This is a genomic window from Pseudomonas folii (assembly GCF_014357575.1).
GTDB lineage: Bacteria > Pseudomonadota > Gammaproteobacteria > Pseudomonadales > Pseudomonadaceae > Aquipseudomonas > Aquipseudomonas folii.
Map to the genome: position 1 here is coordinate 20,019 of NZ_JACONW010000023.1, position 18,867 is coordinate 38,885.

Here is an 18,867-nt window from a genome sequence, read left to right on the forward strand (position 1 = left end):
CAAGTTCGCTCCTACCGGTCCGGGGTGAAACCGATGCTCTTGATCTGCTCTTGATCTGCTTTTGATTTTGATCTTAGGCGCCCCGTTAAACCACGCCGGCCGGAATTCGATATTGCTGCGTGGGGCAAACCGGCAGGGATGCCGGTTTAGCCGCCTTAGGCCATGGATGGCCGGTGGCGGCGGCCCCACGCAGCAATGTCGGATTACGGGTATGCCGAGCGACAGCGAGGCACCAAGTGGTGGGGCAAGAGCGCTTTGGTTACTTTTGTCTGGGCCGGCTTCCGGATCTATCAAAAGTGAGGCGCTGTAAAAGCGCAACCAATATCAGCCATTACCGCAAAAATGGATATGTACACGACTTGAAAGCTGTGTAGATACCTATGCCAATCACAGCATCACAATCAATCAGTTCATGCAAAAGCCTGCAGGCATGCCTCGCACGCAATCGCTCAGACGTCTATAATCGCCGCCCTGAATTCAGCTTCTTACGAGCCGCGCCCGCCCATGTATAACCTGGCCCGCCAGTTACTGTTCAAACTCTCCCCGGAAACCTCCCACGACCTGTCGCTTGATCTGATTGGCGCTGGTGGACGATTGGGCATCAATGGCTTGTTAAGCAAGGCCCCGGCGCGTCTGCCGGTGAACGTCATGGGCCTGGATTTTCCCAATCCGGTCGGGCTTGCTGCCGGTCTGGACAAAAACGGCGCGGCCATCGACGGCTTTGCCCAACTGGGTTTCGGCTTCGTTGAAATCGGTACTGTGACGCCGCGTCCTCAGCCGGGCAATCCCAAGCCGCGGATTTTCCGTCTGCCGCAGGCTGAAGCGATCATCAACCGCATGGGCTTCAATAACCTGGGCGTTGATAACCTGGTGAGTCGGGTTCAGGCCGCCAGCTACAAAGGCATTCTGGGTATCAACATCGGCAAGAACTTCGACACGCCGGTCGAGCGCGCGGTGGACGACTACCTGATCTGTCTGGACAAGGTGTACGCCCACGCCAGCTATGTGACGGTCAACGTCAGTTCGCCCAACACTCCGGGCCTGCGCAGCCTGCAGTTCGGTGACTCGCTCAAGCAGTTGCTTGAAGCGTTGCGTGTTCGTCAGGAAGCGCTGACCCAATTGCATGGCAAGCGCGTGCCGCTGGCCATCAAGATCGCGCCGGACATGACCGATGAAGAAACCGTGCTGGTCGCCGCGGCGCTGATCGAGTCAGGGATGGATGCGGTAATCGCGACCAACACCACCCTGAGCCGCGTCGGCGTCGAAGGCTTGCCCCATGGTGACGAGGCGGGCGGTCTGTCCGGTGCTCCAGTGCGTGAGAAGAGCACCCATACGGTCAAGGTACTGGCTGGCGAACTGGCTGGGCGGATGCCAATCATTGCCGCGGGCGGTATCACCGAAGGCAAGCACGCGGCTGAGAAAATCGCTGCTGGCGCCAGCCTGGTCCAGATCTACTCCGGCTTCATCTATAAAGGCCCGGCGTTGATTCGCCAGTCGGTGGATGCGATCGCCGCGATGCGCAAATACTGAGGGCAAAAAAAGGGGCTCCCTTAAGGAACCCCTTGGGCTTGCGCCCGGCGCCCGGATGGGACGCTTCTGGTTTTGACACGATTTCAGAGATTTGATGGACTGATCGGAAGTTACCTGGTTATCCGACCGCGTGAAGTTCGTTGAGTCTGTGGATTCCCGCAGTGCCGGTCATACCGTCCCAGTTGTCGCCACGTCCTTCTCGCCAGCCATTGATCCAGGCTTGGCGCACCGACGGTAGAGTAAAAGGGCAAAGCTCACGGGATTTACCATGAACGCCGTACTGATATCCGCGTAAAAATGCTCTTTCCAACGGATCACGCTTAAGTCTTCTCATAGGGTGTTGCCCTCGTTTGTTGACTGTTATGTCCCTGAGACCTCATGTCGAGGTCGGGCAGAAAATTTTCTGCCGTTGGTACCCGCTGCCGGCGTCGCGGGCTTGAGTGTTCTCACCATTGCGGTGACAACCTGTGGTGATTTCTAACCAATGGATCGGGTGCTGTGAATGATCGTTTTGTCATAAGCACGTCATATTTGTAATAACTGGAACATAAGCAGGCAGCTGTTTCAAAGTTGATTATTTCGGCAGCCCTGAACTGGCAAGGCTTGCAAGAAATGTTGCAACTGTTTCGCAACCGCAGATGATGGCCTGTTGCAAGTAGACCTGAATCGACGAAGGGTCGCGATGTGACTTTTTATTGCGACGGTTGTCGTGCTGAATAGTGGTTTTTAAATGTCCCTTGGCCATGATGGTCTGGGGATGACTGCCTTGATAACCCGATTGGTTCGAGGTGGTCTGGCACAAATTGTGTGCCGCGCAGGCGTTCTCCAAGAAAGACGCCTGTTTTAAATCTGGTCGGGCAATGCGTTGCCCGCCGCTTATGGCTTACGCCCTGGAATACTCATGTCGGACCGTTACGAACTTTTCCTCACTTGTCCTAAAGGCCTGGAAGGGCTGCTTGCCGAGGAAGCCACTGCGCTGGGCCTCGAGGAAACCCGTGAACATACTTCAGCCATTCGCGGCAGTGCCGACATGGAGACTGCTTACCGGCTTTGCCTCTGGTCGCGTTTAGCCAACCGCGTGTTGCTGGTTCTCAAGCGCTTCCCGATGAAGGACGCCGAAGACCTGTACAACGGCGTATTGCACGTTGACTGGCACGATCACCTGGAACCGGACGGCTCGCTGGCGGTTGAGTTCAGCGGCCACGGGTCGGGCATCGACAACACCCATTTCGGCGCCTTGAAGGTCAAGGATGCCATCGTCGACAAGTTGCGCATGCCCGACGGTTCGCGTCCTTCAGTGGACAAGCTGAACCCTGATCTGCGCGTGCATTTGCGTCTGGACCGGGGCGAAGCGATTCTGTCCCTGGACCTGTCTGGCCACAGCCTGCACCAGCGTGGTTATCGCTTGCAGCAGGGCGCTGCACCTTTAAAGGAAAACCTCGCGGCGGCGATTCTGATTCGTGCAGGCTGGCCGCGCATCGCGGCTGAGGGCGGCGCGCTGGCTGACCCGATGTGCGGCGTAGGTACGTTTCTGGTTGAGGCGGCGATGATTGCTGCCGACATCGCGCCAAACCTCAAGCGCGAACGCTGGGGTTTTTCCGCGTGGCTCGGTCACGTGCCAGCCCTGTGGCGCAAGCTGCACGACGAGGCGCTGGAGCGCGCTGCAGCAGGGTTGGCCAAGCCACCGCTGTGGATTCGCGGCTACGAAGCGGACCCGCGCCTGATTCAGCCGGGACGCAACAACGTGGAGCGTGCCGGTCTCAGCGAATGGATCAAGATTTACCAGGGCGAAGTGGCGACATTCGAGCCGCGTCCTGACCAGAACCAGAAAGGTCTGGTGATCTGTAACCCTCCGTACGGCGAGCGACTGGGCGACGAAGCCAGCCTGCTTTATCTCTACCAGAACCTGGGTGAGCGTTTACGTCAGGCCTGTCTGAACTGGGAAGCCGCGGTATTCACCGGCGCTCCGGATCTGGGCAAGCGCATGGGCATTCGCAGTCACAAGCAATACGCTTTCTGGAACGGTGCCTTGCCGTGCAAGCTGCTGCTGATCAAAGTGCTGCCGGACCAGTTCGTGACCGGCGAACGGCGTACTGCCGAACAGCGTCAGGTTGAGCGCGAGCACGTGGAGCCGGAAGACACCAGCCCTCTGGTGACTCCAGGCAAATACGAGAAGTACAACAAGAACGGCAATCCTATCAAACCGGCTCCAGTGGTGGTCGAGCAGCCGCGCTTGAGCGAAGGCGGGCAGATGTTTGCCAACCGTTTGCAGAAAAACCTCAAGCTGCTGGGCAAGTGGGTACGTCGCGAAGGCATCGATTGCTACCGCGTGTATGACGCCGACATGCCTGAATATTCGCTGGCGATCGATCTGTATCAGGACTGGGTTCACGTTCAGGAATATGCCGCGCCGAAGTCCATTGATCCGGAAAAGGCCTCGGCCCGACTGTTCGATGCGTTGGCGGCCATCCCCCAGGCGCTGAATGTCGACAAGAGCCGCGTGATCATCAAGCGCCGCGAGCGCCAGAGTGGCACCAGGCAGTACGAGCGTCAAAGTGCGCAAGGGCAGTTCGTCGAGGTCAATGAAGGCGGCGTCAAGCTGCTGGTCAACCTGACGGATTATCTGGACACCGGCCTGTTCCTGGATCACCGCGCCATGCGCATGCGTATCCAGCGCGAGGCTCAGGGTAAACGCTTCCTCAACCTGTTCTCGTACACGGCGACGGCCAGCGTCCATGCAGCAAAAGGCGGCGCGCGCAGCACCACCAGTGTCGACTTGTCCCGGACATATCTGGACTGGGCGCGGCGTAATCTGTCGCTGAACGGTTTCTCCGACAAGAACCGTCTGGAGCAGGGCGATGTGATGGCCTGGCTGGACGCCTGTCGTGAAGAGTACGACCTGATCTTCATTGACCCGCCGACCTTCTCCAACTCCAAGCGCATGGAAGGGGTTTTCGACGTGCAACGCGATCAGGTGCAATTGCTGGATCTGGCCATGGCGCGTCTTGCGCCGGGCGGCGTGCTGTATTTCTCGAATAACTTCCGCAAGTTTGTCCTCGACGAGAATCTTGCACAGCGTTATGCCGTGGAAGAAATCACCGCTCAGACCATTGATCCTGACTTCGCCCGTAACAGCAAAATCCATAAGGCGTGGAAAATCACAGCCAGATAATGGGCCGGTGCACATCGATCCGTTCGCATTTGTGATGGGTCGATGTGCAATCGGTGCCGAGTCAGGCTAGGCAAAATACTGGCTAATAGCTATAAGTGAGCTACAGCCAGCGTGACGCGTCTCTATGCTGTGGCGTTGCGAGTGTCGAATGATGCCTACGAGTCAGATTCGTCCCAGGATTCTCGGCTTTATCAATGAGCAGGCCTCTGCGTGGGTCGTTGCGGCATACGCCTTTCTGGTGGGCGCCGCACTGACTGCTGTGCTGGCATTCGCCAACTCCGAATTCTATGAACATCAATTGCGTCAGCGTTTCGATCTGTTGGCCAATGAGCGCTTCAGTCGCATTCAGGAACGGCTCGACGGCCAGGTTTATCGCCTGGACAGCTTGCGTCGTTTCTTCATGTTCTCTAGTGACGTCACCCGAACTGAATTCAACGGTTTCGCCGATCCTCTATTGATCGGCACCGAGGCTTACTCGTGGGCGCCGAAAGTGACGAATGCTCAGCGTCGCCAGTTTGAACGGCAGGCCGTTGCCGAGGGGTTAACGGGTTTTTCGATACGTGAGGCGACTCAAGGAGGCGCGCTTGAGCCTGCAAACGCCCGGTCTGATTATTTCCCGGTCCTGTTCACCCGTTCGCGCAGTACTGAGCCTTTGCCCTTGGGCTTTGATATCGGCTCCGAAAGCGTGCGCCGTAGCGCTGTTGAGCTGGCGGGCAAGCTGGGTGCGATGGTCGCGACACCGCGCATGGACCTGGTGGGGCTGGAGCCAGGCAACTCCAGCGGGGTATTGCTGCTGGCACCGGTTATGTCCTCCAACGCCAATCCAGTGGGCGAAGTCGCAGATGTCAGCGGTTACGTCATGGCGGTCATCAGCCTCAGCAAGCTGATGACCGAGGGGCTACCGTCTCAGGATAATCTGACCGTAACCATGAGCGATCTCGGATCGCCAGTCGAACCACAACTGCTTTATCAATCACCCATCCCTGCAGCCTCTGACGACATACGCGTCAGTACCTTGCTGGGGCTGGCCAATCGTGACTACCTGCTGGAGATTCGGCCGACCGCGGCGTTCATGACAAGTAATCAGTCGCTGGTGGGCAGCGTGATTCTCATGGGCGGGTTGCTGAGTCTGCTGTTGAGTGCCTTGCTGTACAACCTGATCAGTCAGCGTCAGCGTGCCTTGCGTCTGGTGGACGAGCGCACGGCTGAACTACGCGTGCGCGAGCGACAATTGCGCGGTGCTCATGGGCAACTCAGTAACGTGCTGAACGCTGCCACCGATGTTGCGATTATTGCGACGGATCTTAACGGCGTCATCGGCACGTTCAATGTTGGTGCCCAGAAGATGCTGGGCTATCAAGAGGACGAAGTGCTGGGCCAACTCCAGCTCAAAGACCTGCAGGTGCCAGCCGAACTGGAAGAGCATGCTCAACATCTGAGTCAGGTGTATGGCTATCAGGTCACGGCCGGTCAGGCTATTTTCGTCGAGGCCGCCGACGCCGCCCCTCACAAGTCCCACGAGTGGACGTTCATTCGGCATGACGGCAGTTCGCTGGTGGTCAATATGCTGTTGACCGCGGTGCGCAACGAGCATGAGCAGTGGGTGGGATATCTGGCGGTCTGTATCGATGTCACTGAGCGCAAACTGGTTTACGAAGCGCTGGCCGCACGTGACATGTTATTGAAGAAAATCAGCGCACACGTGCCTGGGGGGATTTATCAGTTTCAGATTGATGCCAGCGGCGAGTCACGATTCAACTACATCAACGACGGCATGTGCGAACTGCATGGCATGACCCGTGAGCAGATGCTGCTCGATTTCAAATCGGTATTTGCCCGTGTCGATCCACTGGATGCGCGACGTGTGAAGGAATCCATGCTCGCTTCCGCGCAACACATGACACCTTGGCAGGACGAGTATCGACTCAATGTTCCGGGGCATGGACTGCGCTGGGTACACAGCCATGCCATGCCGGAGGCTCAGTCTGGCGGGGCAGTGGTCTGGCATGGATTCCTTTCCGAGATCACTGACATGAAACGCGTGGAAGAAGAGTTGCGCGAGATGTCAGTCACTGACGTACTGACCGGTGCCTTCAACCGACGCTATTTCCAGGAACGCTTTAGCGCTGAGTTGGCGAGGGTCAATCGTCACGGCGGGGCTTTGTCATTGATCATGCTGGACATTGATCATTTCAAGCGCGTCAACGATGAGTATGGTCATGCGGTTGGGGATACCGTGCTGCAGGCGATTTGCCAACGAATCACTACCCGTTTGCGCCGCAGCGACGTGTTCTGTCGTCTGGGCGGTGAAGAGTTCATGGTGCTTTGCCCGGGTAGCACTGCATTCGCAGCGCATGAGCTGGCGATCCAGCTATGGAACGTTTTGCGCAGCCAGCCGGTGGATGGCGTCGGTCTGGTCACTGCCAGTTTCGGGGTGGCGAGCTGGCGCGAGGGTGAGAGTGCCGATGCGCTGTTACTGCGCGCCGACTCCGGCGTTTATGCCGCCAAGCAGGCTGGACGGGATCGGGTGGAGGGTGAGAAACAGGGGGAGGTGAGTGTTTGAGTGGAGGTGACTGGCTTGCAGTTGCCGGCACACAGCTATCTGAGCTGGAATGCATTTCCCTGTAGGAGCTCACGAGCACCGCGAGGCAGCGATAGCGATCTGCCTGATACACCGCCATCGCGGCCTCGCGGTGCTCGTGCGCTCCTACAAAGTCATTTACTGAAATCCATCACTGCTGCCGTATGGACACAGTGTTGTCACCCAGTTTCGGCTGGCGATACAACTCGACCAGGACTTCATCAAGCACCGAAGACGCGCCCCATGGACGTGGATCGTTGAGAATGGCGACCACGGCCCAGGTATTGCCGTTGCTGTCACGGCTGAAGCCAGCGATGGCGCGGACGTTGTTCAGGGTGCCGGTCTTGATGTGTGCTTCACCCAATAGCGGGGTGCGTTTGAGGCGCTTGCGCATCGTGCCGTCCATGCCTGCCAGTGGCATTGAGCTCATGAACTCTGCTGCGTAGGGGCTTTTCCAGGCCGCTTGCAAAAGGATGGCCATTTCCCGAGCGCTGACCCGTTCATCCCGAGACAGTCCCGAGCCATTTTCCATGACCAGATGCGGCGCAGTGATGCCTTTCTTCGCCAGCCACTGGCGAACGACCCGCTGTGCTGCCTTGGCATCGTCACCGTCTGCATCATTACGGAACTCTGAACCCAGGCTCAGGAACAGTTGCTGGGCCATGGTGTTGTTGCTGAACTTGTTGATGTCACGAATGACTTCAACCAGATCCGGCGAGAAAGCCCTGGCCAGCAATTTCGCGCTGCCCGGTACCACGTCTACGCGGTCCTTGCCCAGAATGGTGCCACCCAGCTCCTGCCAGATCGCACGAACGGCACCCGCTGCGTAAGTCGGGTGGTCAAGCAGCGACAGGTAAGTCTGTGAGTTGCAGCCATCACCAAGCTGGCCAGTGACGGTGACATTGACTGTGCCATCCGGCTGCGTGACCGGGTTGTAACGAACGTCACCGCATTGTTTGGACGCGATGGCTTTGACCTGATTATCGACACGAATGGTCGCAATCGGCGGTTCCACCGACACCATTACCTTGCCGCCGTCGTTACGGGTGATGAAGCGCAGCGCCTTGAGGTTGACCATCAGCGAGTCGGGTTTGACCAGGAACGGCTTGTTTCTGTCGTTGCCGTCATCATCGAACACCGGCAGTTGCGGTTGCACGAAGTGGCTGCGATCAAGCACCAGGTCACCGGTCACCTGTTGCACGCCATTGGCCCGCAGATCGCGCATCAACAGCCAGAGCTTCTCCATGTTCAGCTTGGGGTCGCCGCCGCCCTTGAGGTACAGATTGCCGCGCAGTACGCCATTGTTAAGCGTACCGTCGGTGAAGAATTCGGTTTTCCACTGGTGGGTCGGGCCCAGTATTTCCAGTGCTGCATAGGTGGTGACCAGCTTCATGGTCGATGCCGGGTTCACGGAGACGTCGGCATTGAACACGGTCGGGGTGCCTTGACCATTGAGAGGCAGCATCACCAGCGACAATGCGTCATTGCCCAGTTTGCTGGCTTTGAGTGCCTGCTGAACCTTGGGGGGGAGCGAAGTGTTGACCGGCGCGGCTTGAATGGGCAAAGCCAGTGGCAAAAGAAGGGTGGCAAAAAACAATGGACGCAATGATTTGATCATTCAGTAACCCCTACAACAAAGACGGGACACGAGAGGGCATGGATGAATTCCCTCGACAAAAATACAGCTGACGTGAATACAAGTGATTCAAACAGTTTCGCTAACAATATGTAATACGTCCGAATTGAGCGGCATTATGCCCCAAACGTAGGCGACTTGGGCCCCGCCAAGGTGTCTGGATAAAGTATTTTTGTCATCGCCATTCATAATCAGCACGCCATTAACGTTGCAGGCATTATCGCGCTGTGCCGGTTTTATGGGCATTTGCCTTCCCAAACTGATAAAGTGCGCCCCGATATTACTCAAGAGGATTGTTCCAATGGCCACTAATCGTTCCCGTCGTCTGCGCAAAAAACTCTGCGTGGATGAATTCCAGGAGTTGGGTTTTGAGCTGAACCTGGACTTCAAGGAAGACCTGGATGAAGAGGCGATCGACGCATTCCTCAACGCTTTTCTGACTGAAGCCATGGACGCCAATGGTCTGGACTATGTTGGCGGTGATGACTTCGGTCTGGTTTGCCTTGCAAAACGTGGTTCCGTCAACGAAGAGCAGCGCGCAGTCGTTGAAGCATGGCTCAAGGGCCGTAGCGAGCTGACCAAGGTTGAAGTCAGCCCGTTGATGGATGCCTGGCACCCGGAAACACCGATCAATTCGGTAGCTTGATGTTTCAGCGGCGGGCTTCAGGCCCGCCGCTTTATTCCCTTCTTTACACGGCTCTGTTCAGAGCGTCTCGCAAAGCCTGCTCCAGATCGAGCATGGCAACTTCCATGTCCTGCTGACGATCCTTGATCACTTGTTCTGACGTTGTCTTCTGGCACGAATCCTCCAAGGCTTCGCACGTTTCAATGACTCGGTTTGCTCGAATGATCCGCGCCGCCCCTTTGATCCGGTGCGCAAGCTGGCACAACTCGTATTGATCTTCGGCCGCTAGCAACGCCGTCAACTGCTGACGATCTTCCTCGTTGCTGCGCAGGAGTTGTTCGAGCAGGCGCCGAATCATTTCCGGGCGCTCACCAGTGAGGGCACTGATACTGGCCATGTCGAACGCCGGTTGTGGTTTTACGGGGGAGATCTGCTCGTCTTCGATCAATGCGTCCCCGCGGGGATGGACGCTGCCAAGTCGCTCGCTCAGAGAAGTAAGGCTGATAGGTTTGAACAGGCAATCGTCCATGCCTGCCTCACGACAGCGTTGGGTTTCTTCCGGTTGGGCATTGGCGGTAAAGCCCCATATCGCACAGCGCTGCTGGCCGGTTTTCTGCTCCTGGCTGCGGATCGCCCGTGTCAGGTCATAACCGTTCATGATGGGCATGTTGCAGTCGGTCACGACCACATCGAAATAGCCATCCAGCCAAAGCTGCAGCCCTTGCTTGCCCTGTTCTGCCACTGCGCAGCGATGCCCGAGAAACTCCAGTTGCTGGCAAAGCAACAGGGAGTTGGCCGGGTGATCGTCCACCACCAGAATATTCAGCGTGGCGTTAGCCATTACAGGGGGTTCAGATTGCTCCGTCAGGGTTGCCAAAGGCTCCAGCGTGGTCAGGTTGAAGGTCATGTGAACCTGCGTGCCTTTACCCTGCTCACTGCTCAAATCAAGGGTGCCGCCCATCATTTCGCACAGGCTGCGGCAGATCACCAGCCCCAGACCCGCTCCAGTGCGCGCCTGTTGACCATTGTCGTCAGCCTGCGCAAAGGGTTCGAACAAGCGTTGCAGATCCTTCTCGCTGATACCGATGCCGGTGTCCTGGATACTGACGTGCAGTTGCAACTGTCGCGGATCGGTGCCGGTTTCGGCTTGCAAGGTGATTCTGACCTGGCCTTTTTCCGTGAACTTGATGGCGTTACTGATCAGGTTTGAGAGGATCTGCTTGAAGCGCAACGGATCGATCAGCACGTCGGTGTTGATGCCGCTGTCCAGATCCAGCAACAGGCTGAGGCTTTTTTGCCGGGCCAGACCGTCAAATACTCGTACGACGGACTCGACCAACTGACGCAGGTTGGCGCGTTCCGGGCTCAAGGTCAGCCGTCCGGATTCAATGCGAGCGATGTCGAGAATGTCACCGATCAGTTCCAGCAGATCCTTCGCCGAGCTGTAGGCAACCTCGACGGCAGGGCGGTCCATATGGCCTTGATCGGCACGTTTGAGCGCCAGTTCGAGCATGCCGATCACAGCATTCATTGGCGTGCGTATTTCGTGACTCATGGTGGCCAGGAAGGTGCTTTTCGCGCGGTTGGCGTTATCGGCCTGATCCTTGGCCGAGCGCAGGTCTTCGATCAGTTGCCGGCGTTCACTGATATCGATCCAGCCACCAATGATGCCCTTTACTTCTCCCAGGGAGTCCCGGAATGGCAGAATCCAGTGGTAGATCGTCAGTTGCCGTTCTCCGATCTGCAATGTGCGGTCGAGAATCATGGGGTTGTTGGTCGCCATGACCAGTTGATAGTCGCTGGCGAATTCCTTGGCCTCGAAGACATTGCTCAGAACGCCCTCGGTCACGCTTTTGTCGAGGACATCTTCACGTTGCGCGTCAAATGCCTTCAGGTAGCTGTCATTGCACATGCGCAGCAGGCCTTCACGGTCACGCACATAAATAGGGTGGGGGCTGCCATTGACCAGTGCCCTCATGAATTCGAACTGATCGCTCAAAGCCCGCTCGGCCTGCTCGCGTTGTTTGATCTGGCGCCTCATGTAAGCGTTCCAGGCCAGAGAGCCAAGTAACAACAGGCCTGCTCCCAACACGATCTGGTAAATCTGTCGCTGGTATTCCTGCCAGTTGCCGCCAGATGGAGTAAAGGAGCGCCAGCGGTTGTTGATCGCGGCGAGTTCCTGCGGTGCGATGCTAGACAGCGCCTTGTCGAGAATGCTGATTAATTCAGTGGCTTTTCGTGAGGTGGCCATTGCGATAAGCGCAGGTTTTTCGCCAACCGTCGTGGTTATTTGTAGTCGATTTTCAAATATCCCCGAGTTCAGGAAATAGTTGGCGCTCACCAGGGAGGTGATCGCCGCTTCGACCCTGCCTTGAGCCAGCATCTCCAGGGTCTGAAAGGGGTTGTCGACTTCGATGGGGACTACCGTGGGAAACTCACGCCGCAGGAAAGGCAGGATCGGGCTACCCAACGTGATAGCGATCCGCTTGCCACTCAATTGCTCAAGGTTGATCGAGTTCTCAGGCCATTTGCGGGTGACCAGCACGAACGAGTTATCCAGATAAGGCCGACTGAAACTGAATTGATCTTCCCTTTCCTCACTGGGAATCAGGGCGCTGATCAGGTCCGCCTGGCCTTGACTGACCTGATTCATCATATCGGCCATGGTTGGCGCCCGGGTAATCTCGAAACGCAAACCGGTGCGCAGGCGCACCAGTTCAAGCAGGTCGGCAGTTATGCCACGAAAATTGCCGCTGGCATCAAAGAATGTCAGTGGCGCGTATGATTCGTTGATAACGACCCGGACGTTCGGATGCTGTTCGATCCAGCGCTCCTCCCGGTGAGTCAATTGCAGCTTCTGGTCGGTCAGCATCAAGTCGCTGGCACCCCAGCGTCTGGAAATCGCGATGCGCTCTTCGACCGGAATAGCCTTGAGCGTGCGGTTGATGATGTCCAGCAACTGATTGTTTTCGCCAGCGACCGCAAAACTGAAGCCGTCGGGTTCGTGTCTACCGAAATTGGCCATCTGGATGTTGTTGAGGTAGCCCTTGTTGATCATGTATTGGGTAGAAATGGTGTCTCCAAGAAAGACGTCTGCCTGGTTGAATGCAACGGCATTGATCGCGCTTTGAAATGACGGATAGGTTTTCAGTGCTGCGTTGGGGTAGAGCTTCTGGATTTCCTCCGGTGGCAGGTAGTGGTAGACCATGCTCAGGCGCATTTCAGCCAGGCCATCAGTAAGCGCGCGGGTCTCACCGGTGCGGGTGACCAGCACCGGCTGATCCACCGCATAGGGGGTAGAGAGCTTGATATTCCGGTCTTTCGCCTCGAACCCGTTGGCGCTGCCCAGCAAGTCGATCTGCCCGGTGCCAAGGGCGGCAATAGCCGCCTGCCTGGATTCGAAGCGCAGAACCTTGACCGGCAGGTCCAGCGCCCTGGAAATGATATTTGCGTAGTCGGCGGTAAACCCTTCGTAGTCGCGTCCGGTCAGTGTCATGTCGAACGGTGGATAGTCGGGAGCCGACGTCCCCAGAATCAGCTCACGTTTATTGCGTACCCACTGCCATTGGGTCTTGTCCAGTTGCAGCTCCATATGCCCGATGCTGGAGCGGCCCAGCAGGGTGTAGAGTTCGGCTGCAGCGAAAGCGGCATGACACCCCAGACTCAGGCAAACGCCCATGGTCAGGATCAAGTAGTACTTAAAGCGCCTGGACATCCTGTTCCTCACACTAGCGCGTTGCGTTTTGCCATCTCGATTAGTTCAACCAGGGTTTTGACCCTGAGTTTCTGCATCAGGCGTGTTTTGTAAGTGCTGACTGTCTTGTTGCTGAGAAACATGCCCTTGGCAATTTCCTTATTCGTTCTGCCTTGGGCGAACAACTGCAATACCATCAATTCGCGATCATTGACTAACTTGAACAGCTCTATTTCGCTGGGTTGACCGTTTTCCCCATGGGGTGGAGTCAGCGCCTGGCTCGGGAAGTAATTGTAGCCGGATAATACCGCTTTCACCGAACTGAGTAATTCACTGAGATCTTCCTGTTTGCACACATATCCCGCCGCGCCCGACTGCATGCAGCGAATCGCAAACAGACTCGGTGTCTGAGAGGTCAGGACCAGAATTTTTGAATCAAGCCCCATCGAGTTGAAGCGGGCCAGTACTTCCAAGCCATCCAGCTTGGGGATGCTGATGTCGAGGATGATCAGGTCCGGCATGCATTCGCGGACCATTTGCATGGCATCCACACCGTTATCGGTTTCGCCCACGACTTCGTAGTTTTCATTTTCCAGAAGCATTCTAACGGCAAGGCGAATAACCGGATGGTCATCGATGATAAAAACTGAGTTCATAATTCTATCCATACAAGATGCGAGGAAAGGGCGCACCTTAGCTCAGATGTTCAGGCAGGCACATGAAGAGACCCTGCCATAGGTGGCATATAGGAAAGTTCCTACAGTAATTAGAGTATTGGAGCACGCAGGAGCCTGTTTTTTTGATGCGCGATGTTTAAAACGGCGGCGGATTTACTCGGCTGAACGGAGGGCTTTGTTTATGTTGTTTATTGCGACTGGGAATTACCCTACACGTTGTTTATACGCTTTCGGTAGTTGTACTAGCGTAGTTCACTACAGCACGGGAGGGTTTGTTGATGGGCAATGGTTTTTCCCTGGCGTGTTTCAGTGGTTCAGCTTTCCTCGAAGCAGGTGCCCAGCAGTTGGGCAAGGTCAGCACCGTGTAGCGGTTTGCCAAGGCAGCCCAGCAAGGGAACCCCGCGCTGAACCGCCAGTTGTTCGATGGCCCGCAGTTGGGCGTTATCCAGCCCGCTGAGGACAATGGCGTAACGGGCCATTCCCATCCGGAAAGCCTGTTCTATAACGTCGAGTCCTGCGCCATCTGGCAGGCGCTGGTCGCAAATCAGCAGATCATAAGGCTGAGGGGTTCGTTCTATGGCTTGCATGGCCTCTGCAGCAGTCAAGGCAGGCGTCAGCAGAAAGTAGCCCTGGTTGTTCAGGATGATTTGTGTGGCGATCAGTTGGAAGGGGTGATCTTCCACCAGCAAAATGCGTAATTTGTGTTTGAACATCAGGAAGTCCGGCAGGTGTTGACGGCCAGCCCGGATGCTGAATCGACGCAAAGCTGCGGCGACGGGCAGCATCGACAAGGCCCCGTGGGCGGGTAAGTGGAGGCGGCCAGTGGTGGCTGCTAAAGGGGCGGGAGTATCTGGCAGGCACGAAGGGCTTGCGATAAGACGAATCCTAAAAGGCTGTAGGAGGCGTCTGAAGTTTTAAGTCGTATTGGGTAGGTCTGTCGTGGTCCATCTGTACCGTCGACGCCGCTGCGGATGTTACCGGCAGACAGCCCTGCTGCCGTCCAGTCCTTGCAGGCACAGGACGGCAGCCTTCGACCTTTACATCGGACTGGAGCGGCCGGTCATCTCCCGGGCCATTTCACTGGCGTAGCTGTCGGTCATACCGGCGATGAAGTCGATCATGCGCAGGAAGGAGGCATGCAGAGGCGCTTTAGGGTCGGGAGCACTGTTGCCTAGCAGGTCCAGGATTCGACGATGCTTGAAAGATGGCGTGCGCCCACCAAACTGCTCGAGTGCAGCGCCGCAGAAGGCATTGAGCAGAATTTCCAGTGTTGTGTAGGCACCGATTTCATGCAGGGTCTTGCGCTTGTCCTGGAATATTTTCTTGCGTGCCATGTCCTTGGCACTCAGCACGCAGCGCTTGGCCGGGCCATGCATGTGCTCGACCAGATCACCGCTGAGGGTGCCGGCCAGCAGCGCGTCCTGTTGTTCGACGAAGGCCCGCGCCGCAGCATTGGTCAGATGCTCAATGGCTTTGCCACGCAGGATGGCCAGCTTGCGCCGGCGCGAATCATCAGGACCCAACTGGCGGTAGGTATCAGGCAAATCATCGCCCACCAGCCCGAGAAGCAGCGATTCCACCTCTGCATACTCAAGCAGATCCATTTCCAGACCGTCTTCCAGGTCGATCAGCGCGTAACAGATATCGTCCGCAGCTTCCATCAGATACACCAATGGATGCCGTGCCCAGCGTTGCTCTTCAAGTTGCGGCAAGCCCAGCTTCTGGGCGATTTGCTCCAGAATCGGCAGCTCGCTCTGGTAGCAGCCGAATTTGTGTTTCTTGTAGCCCAGAGAATCGGCGTGGCGCGCCGTCCAGGGATATTTCAGATACGTGCCGAGGGTTGCGTAGGTCAGCCGTGTACCACCGTCGAACTGGTGGTATTCCAGTTGAGTCAGCACCCGAAAGCCTTGGGCGTTACCTTCGAAATTGAGAAAGTCGTTCCGCTCGACCTCGCTCATTGCATCCAGCCAGCCGCGGCCTGCTGCCTGATTGAACCAGTTGCGAATCGCATCTTCGCCAGAATGACCGAAAGGCGGATTGCCAATGTCGTGAGCCAGGCAGGCTGATTGCACAACCATCCCCAGATCACTTGGGTCGCACCAGTCGGGGAGGGCGCTACGCAGGGTTTCACCGACACGCATACCCAATGAGCGGCCTACACAGCTGACTTCCAGTGAGTGGGTCAGACGCGTATGAATGTGATCATTGCTCGAAACTGGGTGCACCTGGGTCTTGCGCCCGAGGCGGCGAAAAGCACCGGAAAAGATGATCCGGTCGTGGTCCTTGTGAAAAGGACTGCGTCCCAGTTCTTCAGGGCTGTGCAGGGTTTTGCCAAGTCGCTCGCGGTTGAGCAGGGTTTGCCAATCCAAGGCGTTCACTCCGTCGGTAAAGACTGCCTAGCTTCCGGGTTCGATGCGTCGGCTGCAAGGGGTTAAAAACCAACTGCATCGACATCAATCAGGAGTATGCGTTGGTCGTTGTCGAAAAACTGCCCGGCGGTCAGGCAGTACTGATTGGTTGTAGCGTCGCGATAGGTGTTGGACAGGATCAGGCGACGTTCATGCCAGCCTTCTGCGAGCAAGTGGTAGAAGTAGGGACGCCATGACCAGTTATGGCCAATGTAAGTTGCGTCAGAATGCCATTCACCATTGCGCCACTCCAGATTGGGCGTGAGCTGGGTGCCATGCCGATCGCACTGGTAAAAGCGAAGCAACCACGGGTAATCGTGCAGTTGCGGCAGTCGGTCGAGCGCATGCTGATCCCATCGTTGCAGAATCGCCATCAATGACGTCAGTTGCTGGCGAAGATCCATCACCAGCGCCCGCTCTGCCAGTTTTTTCTGCACATAGCAGTCGCGCAGCCGGGCGAATTGTTCGACGAACGCATCCGGGTCGAAGAATGCCTGCTCGCCCCGGGCGAATAGAAAACCCTGTACATAGCGTGCGCCGCATTCAAGGGCGAAATGCAGTTCGGCCTCGGTTTCGACACCTTCCGCGATAATCCAGCAACCGGTTTTCTCTGCCATCTGGGCCAGTGCCTTGACGATATCGCTGCTGGGTCCTCCTTTCGCGGCGGCTTGAAACAAGCGCATGTCCAGCTTGAGAATGTCAGGTTGCAGTGCAAGCACCCGATCCAGCTGGGAGTAGCCTGCACCGAAATCATCAATGGCAATTCGTGCGCCTGCGTCGCGATAGCGGCCCACGACTTCTGCAAGCCGCTGGCTGTTGCCCTCGAGTTCAGTGATTTCAAAAACGATGCGTTTTGGATCGACGCCATTTCGTTGCAGTTGCTTGAGGCTGGGCAGCGGTTGGCCGGGGCGCAGGCGAGATATCCAGCGGGGCGAAATGTTCAGGCTCAGGAACCAGTCATCAGGAGCCTGGTGAAGTCGACTCAGCGCGTTGTCCCGGATAATACGATCCAGTCGACGTAATGCTGCAGCAGGTATTCGCGGGTCGGCGAACAACGGGCCGACAGATTTGAGCTGGCCGTCATTCTGGAGAACACGGCCCAATGCTTCAACACCAGCAATACGGCCAGTAGCGGTATCAATGAACGGCTGAAAGCAGGCAAGGGGTTGCCCATCGATCACATGGCCTCCTCAGTAAACTCGGCAGTTAACGGCAATAACGCGGCGGTTGAAAAGGGACTGTTGAAACGGCTTTCAGGAACGTATCCCACAACGAAATCGACGGCTTCAGTAGGACCCGAAGCCGTCGATTCAACCTGATGGGGGAGTGCTGCTTGCAAGAACGCAGCCAATTGCCATTAGGGTTTTCGGGAAGAACCCAAAGCCAGCCGAATAATCGGAAGCAGACTTACACCGAGCTTGACGATACGAGTCAACCCGCCAGGGCGTGAACCTTTAGCACCCTTGCCGCCCAGAAATCCGAGCAGCGAGACTACCCCCACACCCCATAACGGCGCATGTTTGATGCCCAATGCGCCTTGCCAGTCAGTGGTCATGCCCCGAACCCGACGCAGTGGCTGCATCAGATTCGTCGACTCCTGGCGTATTTCCTGGCGGTGCATTTCCATGCGCAGGCGAACCAGTGCTTTGCGCAATTCCCGACGGGAATGTTTCTGGTGGGATTCAGGCAGGCTCATCGCATCAATCGCTCACGGTCATTGGCCAGTTCTTCGAGGGTCGCATTGAACGGCGACGATTCGTCGAAAATGGCAGCTTTGAGGCGCAGCGCGCAGAACAGCGCGCACAGCGTGTAGAAGACGCACAGACCAACGATGCCAGCCAGACGATAACTGTCCCACAACACGATGAGCAGTAATGCCGACAAGCCGGTCAGCAGAAGCAGGCCAAACACCAGTGCGAGGCCTGCGAACAACAGCAGGCTCAACGTACGGGCTTTCTGTTCCTGCAATTCGATGCCGAACAGTTCGACATGACTGTGCAGCAGCCCAAGGACCGCCGCACCCAGTCGCCGTGGCGATGATGAGGTCTGGTCTGATGCCGGACCGGATTCAGTTCCCAGAGCCATAGTCGTTAGCGCCTTGTAGCCAGCAGACCAATCAGGAAACCAACGCCGGCAGCAATGCCGACTGATTGCCATGGATTTGTCTGGACGTAATCTTCAGTCGCAACCACGGCAGCCTTGCCGCGCTCGCGAAGCGATTCTTCAGTGATTTTCAGGGTTTCGCGGGCTCGCACCAGGCTCTCGTTGATCTGGCTGCGTAATTCGTCAGCCTGAGCGCCTGCCAGTGAAGCGGTGTGTTCCAGGAGCTTCTCCGTGTCGGCAACCAGTACCTGAAAGTCAGCCATCAATATTTCCTGGGCGTTCTGTGCTGTTTGGCGTGCCATTTTTCTCTCCATTAAGTACGTATGGGGTTTCGAGTACAGGGCGTTGCTGAAGGTTCACTCCAATGCCGCATGAAATCGTTGGATGGGCCTGCAAGGCGTTTTGCGGTGTGTTGGTGCGCTGTCTTTCGCTGTGCGCTCA

The 18,867-nt window shown here is 56.8% G+C and carries 16 protein-coding genes; 4 read left to right on the plus strand and 12 right to left on the minus strand.

All coding sequences use genetic code 11. The annotated features are described in order from the left end of the window. Nucleotides 1–504: 504 nt before the first annotated feature. Entirely contained in the window at nucleotides 505–1,530 is a 1,026-nt protein-coding gene (locus H8S59_RS07435) for a quinone-dependent dihydroorotate dehydrogenase (protein WP_187520994.1), read from the plus strand. 118 nt (nucleotides 1,531–1,648) lie between these two features. Here H8S59_RS07435 and rmf read toward each other — a convergent pair whose 3' ends face one another. Both rmf and H8S59_RS07445 read right to left on the minus strand, forming a co-directional pair. Next, a complete protein-coding gene (gene rmf / locus H8S59_RS07440) occupies nucleotides 1,649–1,864 on the minus strand; it encodes a ribosome modulation factor (protein ID WP_002553055.1) in 216 nt (71 codons plus the stop codon). Between the two features lie 240 nt (nucleotides 1,865–2,104). Further along, entirely contained in the window at nucleotides 2,105–2,359 is a 255-nt protein-coding gene (locus H8S59_RS07445) for a hypothetical protein (protein WP_187520995.1), read from the minus strand. 72 nt (nucleotides 2,360–2,431) lie between these two features. Here H8S59_RS07445 and rlmKL point away from each other — a divergent pair, with 72 nt between their 5' ends. Further along, nucleotides 2,432–4,702: a bifunctional 23S rRNA (guanine(2069)-N(7))-methyltransferase RlmK/23S rRNA (guanine(2445)-N(2))-methyltransferase RlmL gene (gene rlmKL / locus H8S59_RS07450; RefSeq protein WP_187520996.1), complete on the plus strand. Its 2,271-nt coding sequence runs from the start codon at nucleotides 2,432–2,434 to the stop codon at nucleotides 4,700–4,702. 151 nt (nucleotides 4,703–4,853) lie between these two features. Continuing rightward, entirely contained in the window at nucleotides 4,854–7,265 is a 2,412-nt protein-coding gene (locus tag H8S59_RS07455; protein WP_187521007.1) for a sensor domain-containing diguanylate cyclase, read from the plus strand. Nucleotides 7,266–7,434: 169 nt separating this feature from the next. On the opposite strand, the gene dacB is transcribed toward H8S59_RS07455, so the two are convergent. Beyond that, nucleotides 7,435–8,901 (minus strand): D-alanyl-D-alanine carboxypeptidase/D-alanyl-D-alanine endopeptidase, encoded by a 1,467-nt coding sequence (gene dacB / locus H8S59_RS07460; RefSeq protein ID WP_095095698.1) that lies wholly within the window; start codon nucleotides 8,899–8,901, stop codon nucleotides 7,435–7,437. A gap of 87 nt (nucleotides 8,902–8,988) precedes the next feature. Beyond that, entirely contained in the window at nucleotides 8,989–9,228 is a 240-nt protein-coding gene (locus H8S59_RS07465) for a hypothetical protein (protein WP_187520997.1), read from the minus strand. Between H8S59_RS07465 and H8S59_RS07470 the strand changes: the two genes are divergently transcribed. After that, nucleotides 9,221–9,565, plus strand: coding sequence for a YggL family protein (locus H8S59_RS07470; protein ID WP_027898748.1), 345 nt, complete (start codon nucleotides 9,221–9,223; stop codon nucleotides 9,563–9,565). The two genes, H8S59_RS07465 and H8S59_RS07470, sit on opposite strands and share 8 nt — an antisense overlap. A gap of 43 nt (nucleotides 9,566–9,608) precedes the next feature. Here H8S59_RS07470 and H8S59_RS07475 read toward each other — a convergent pair whose 3' ends face one another. The 8 genes from H8S59_RS07475 to H8S59_RS07510 all read right to left on the minus strand — a co-directional run bounded on the left by H8S59_RS07475 (nucleotide 9,609) and on the right by H8S59_RS07510 (nucleotide 18,728). Further along, nucleotides 9,609–13,259, minus strand: coding sequence for a transporter substrate-binding domain-containing protein (locus tag H8S59_RS07475; protein WP_187520998.1), 3,651 nt, complete (start codon nucleotides 13,257–13,259; stop codon nucleotides 9,609–9,611). Between the two features lie 8 nt (nucleotides 13,260–13,267). Further along, on the minus strand, nucleotides 13,268–13,894 hold the full coding sequence (locus tag H8S59_RS07480; protein ID WP_176469880.1) for a response regulator transcription factor: 627 nt from the start codon (nucleotides 13,892–13,894) through the stop codon (nucleotides 13,268–13,270). 335 nt (nucleotides 13,895–14,229) lie between these two features. Next, nucleotides 14,230–14,628 carry a response regulator gene (locus H8S59_RS07485; protein ID WP_187521008.1) on the minus strand — a complete coding sequence of 133 codons (399 nt, stop codon included), beginning with the start codon at nucleotides 14,626–14,628 and terminating at the stop codon, nucleotides 14,230–14,232. A gap of 324 nt (nucleotides 14,629–14,952) precedes the next feature. Continuing rightward, on the minus strand, nucleotides 14,953–16,284 hold the full coding sequence (locus H8S59_RS07490; protein WP_095095706.1) for a deoxyguanosinetriphosphate triphosphohydrolase: 1,332 nt from the start codon (nucleotides 16,282–16,284) through the stop codon (nucleotides 14,953–14,955). 62 nt (nucleotides 16,285–16,346) lie between these two features. After that, a complete protein-coding gene (locus tag H8S59_RS07495; RefSeq protein WP_095095709.1) occupies nucleotides 16,347–17,504 on the minus strand; it encodes an EAL domain-containing protein in 1,158 nt (385 codons plus the stop codon). Nucleotides 17,505–17,680: 176 nt separating this feature from the next. Next, complete coding sequence (locus H8S59_RS07500; RefSeq protein ID WP_095095712.1) at nucleotides 17,681–18,019, minus strand: hypothetical protein; 339 nt, start codon at nucleotides 18,017–18,019, stop codon at nucleotides 17,681–17,683. Further along, a complete protein-coding gene (locus H8S59_RS07505; protein WP_187520999.1) occupies nucleotides 18,016–18,408 on the minus strand; it encodes a phage holin family protein in 393 nt (130 codons plus the stop codon). Before H8S59_RS07505 ends, H8S59_RS07500 begins: the two co-directional genes overlap by 4 nt. A gap of 5 nt (nucleotides 18,409–18,413) precedes the next feature. Continuing rightward, a complete protein-coding gene (locus H8S59_RS07510; RefSeq protein WP_187521000.1) occupies nucleotides 18,414–18,728 on the minus strand; it encodes an ElaB/YgaM/YqjD family protein in 315 nt (104 codons plus the stop codon). Nucleotides 18,729–18,867: the final 139 nt, after the last annotated feature.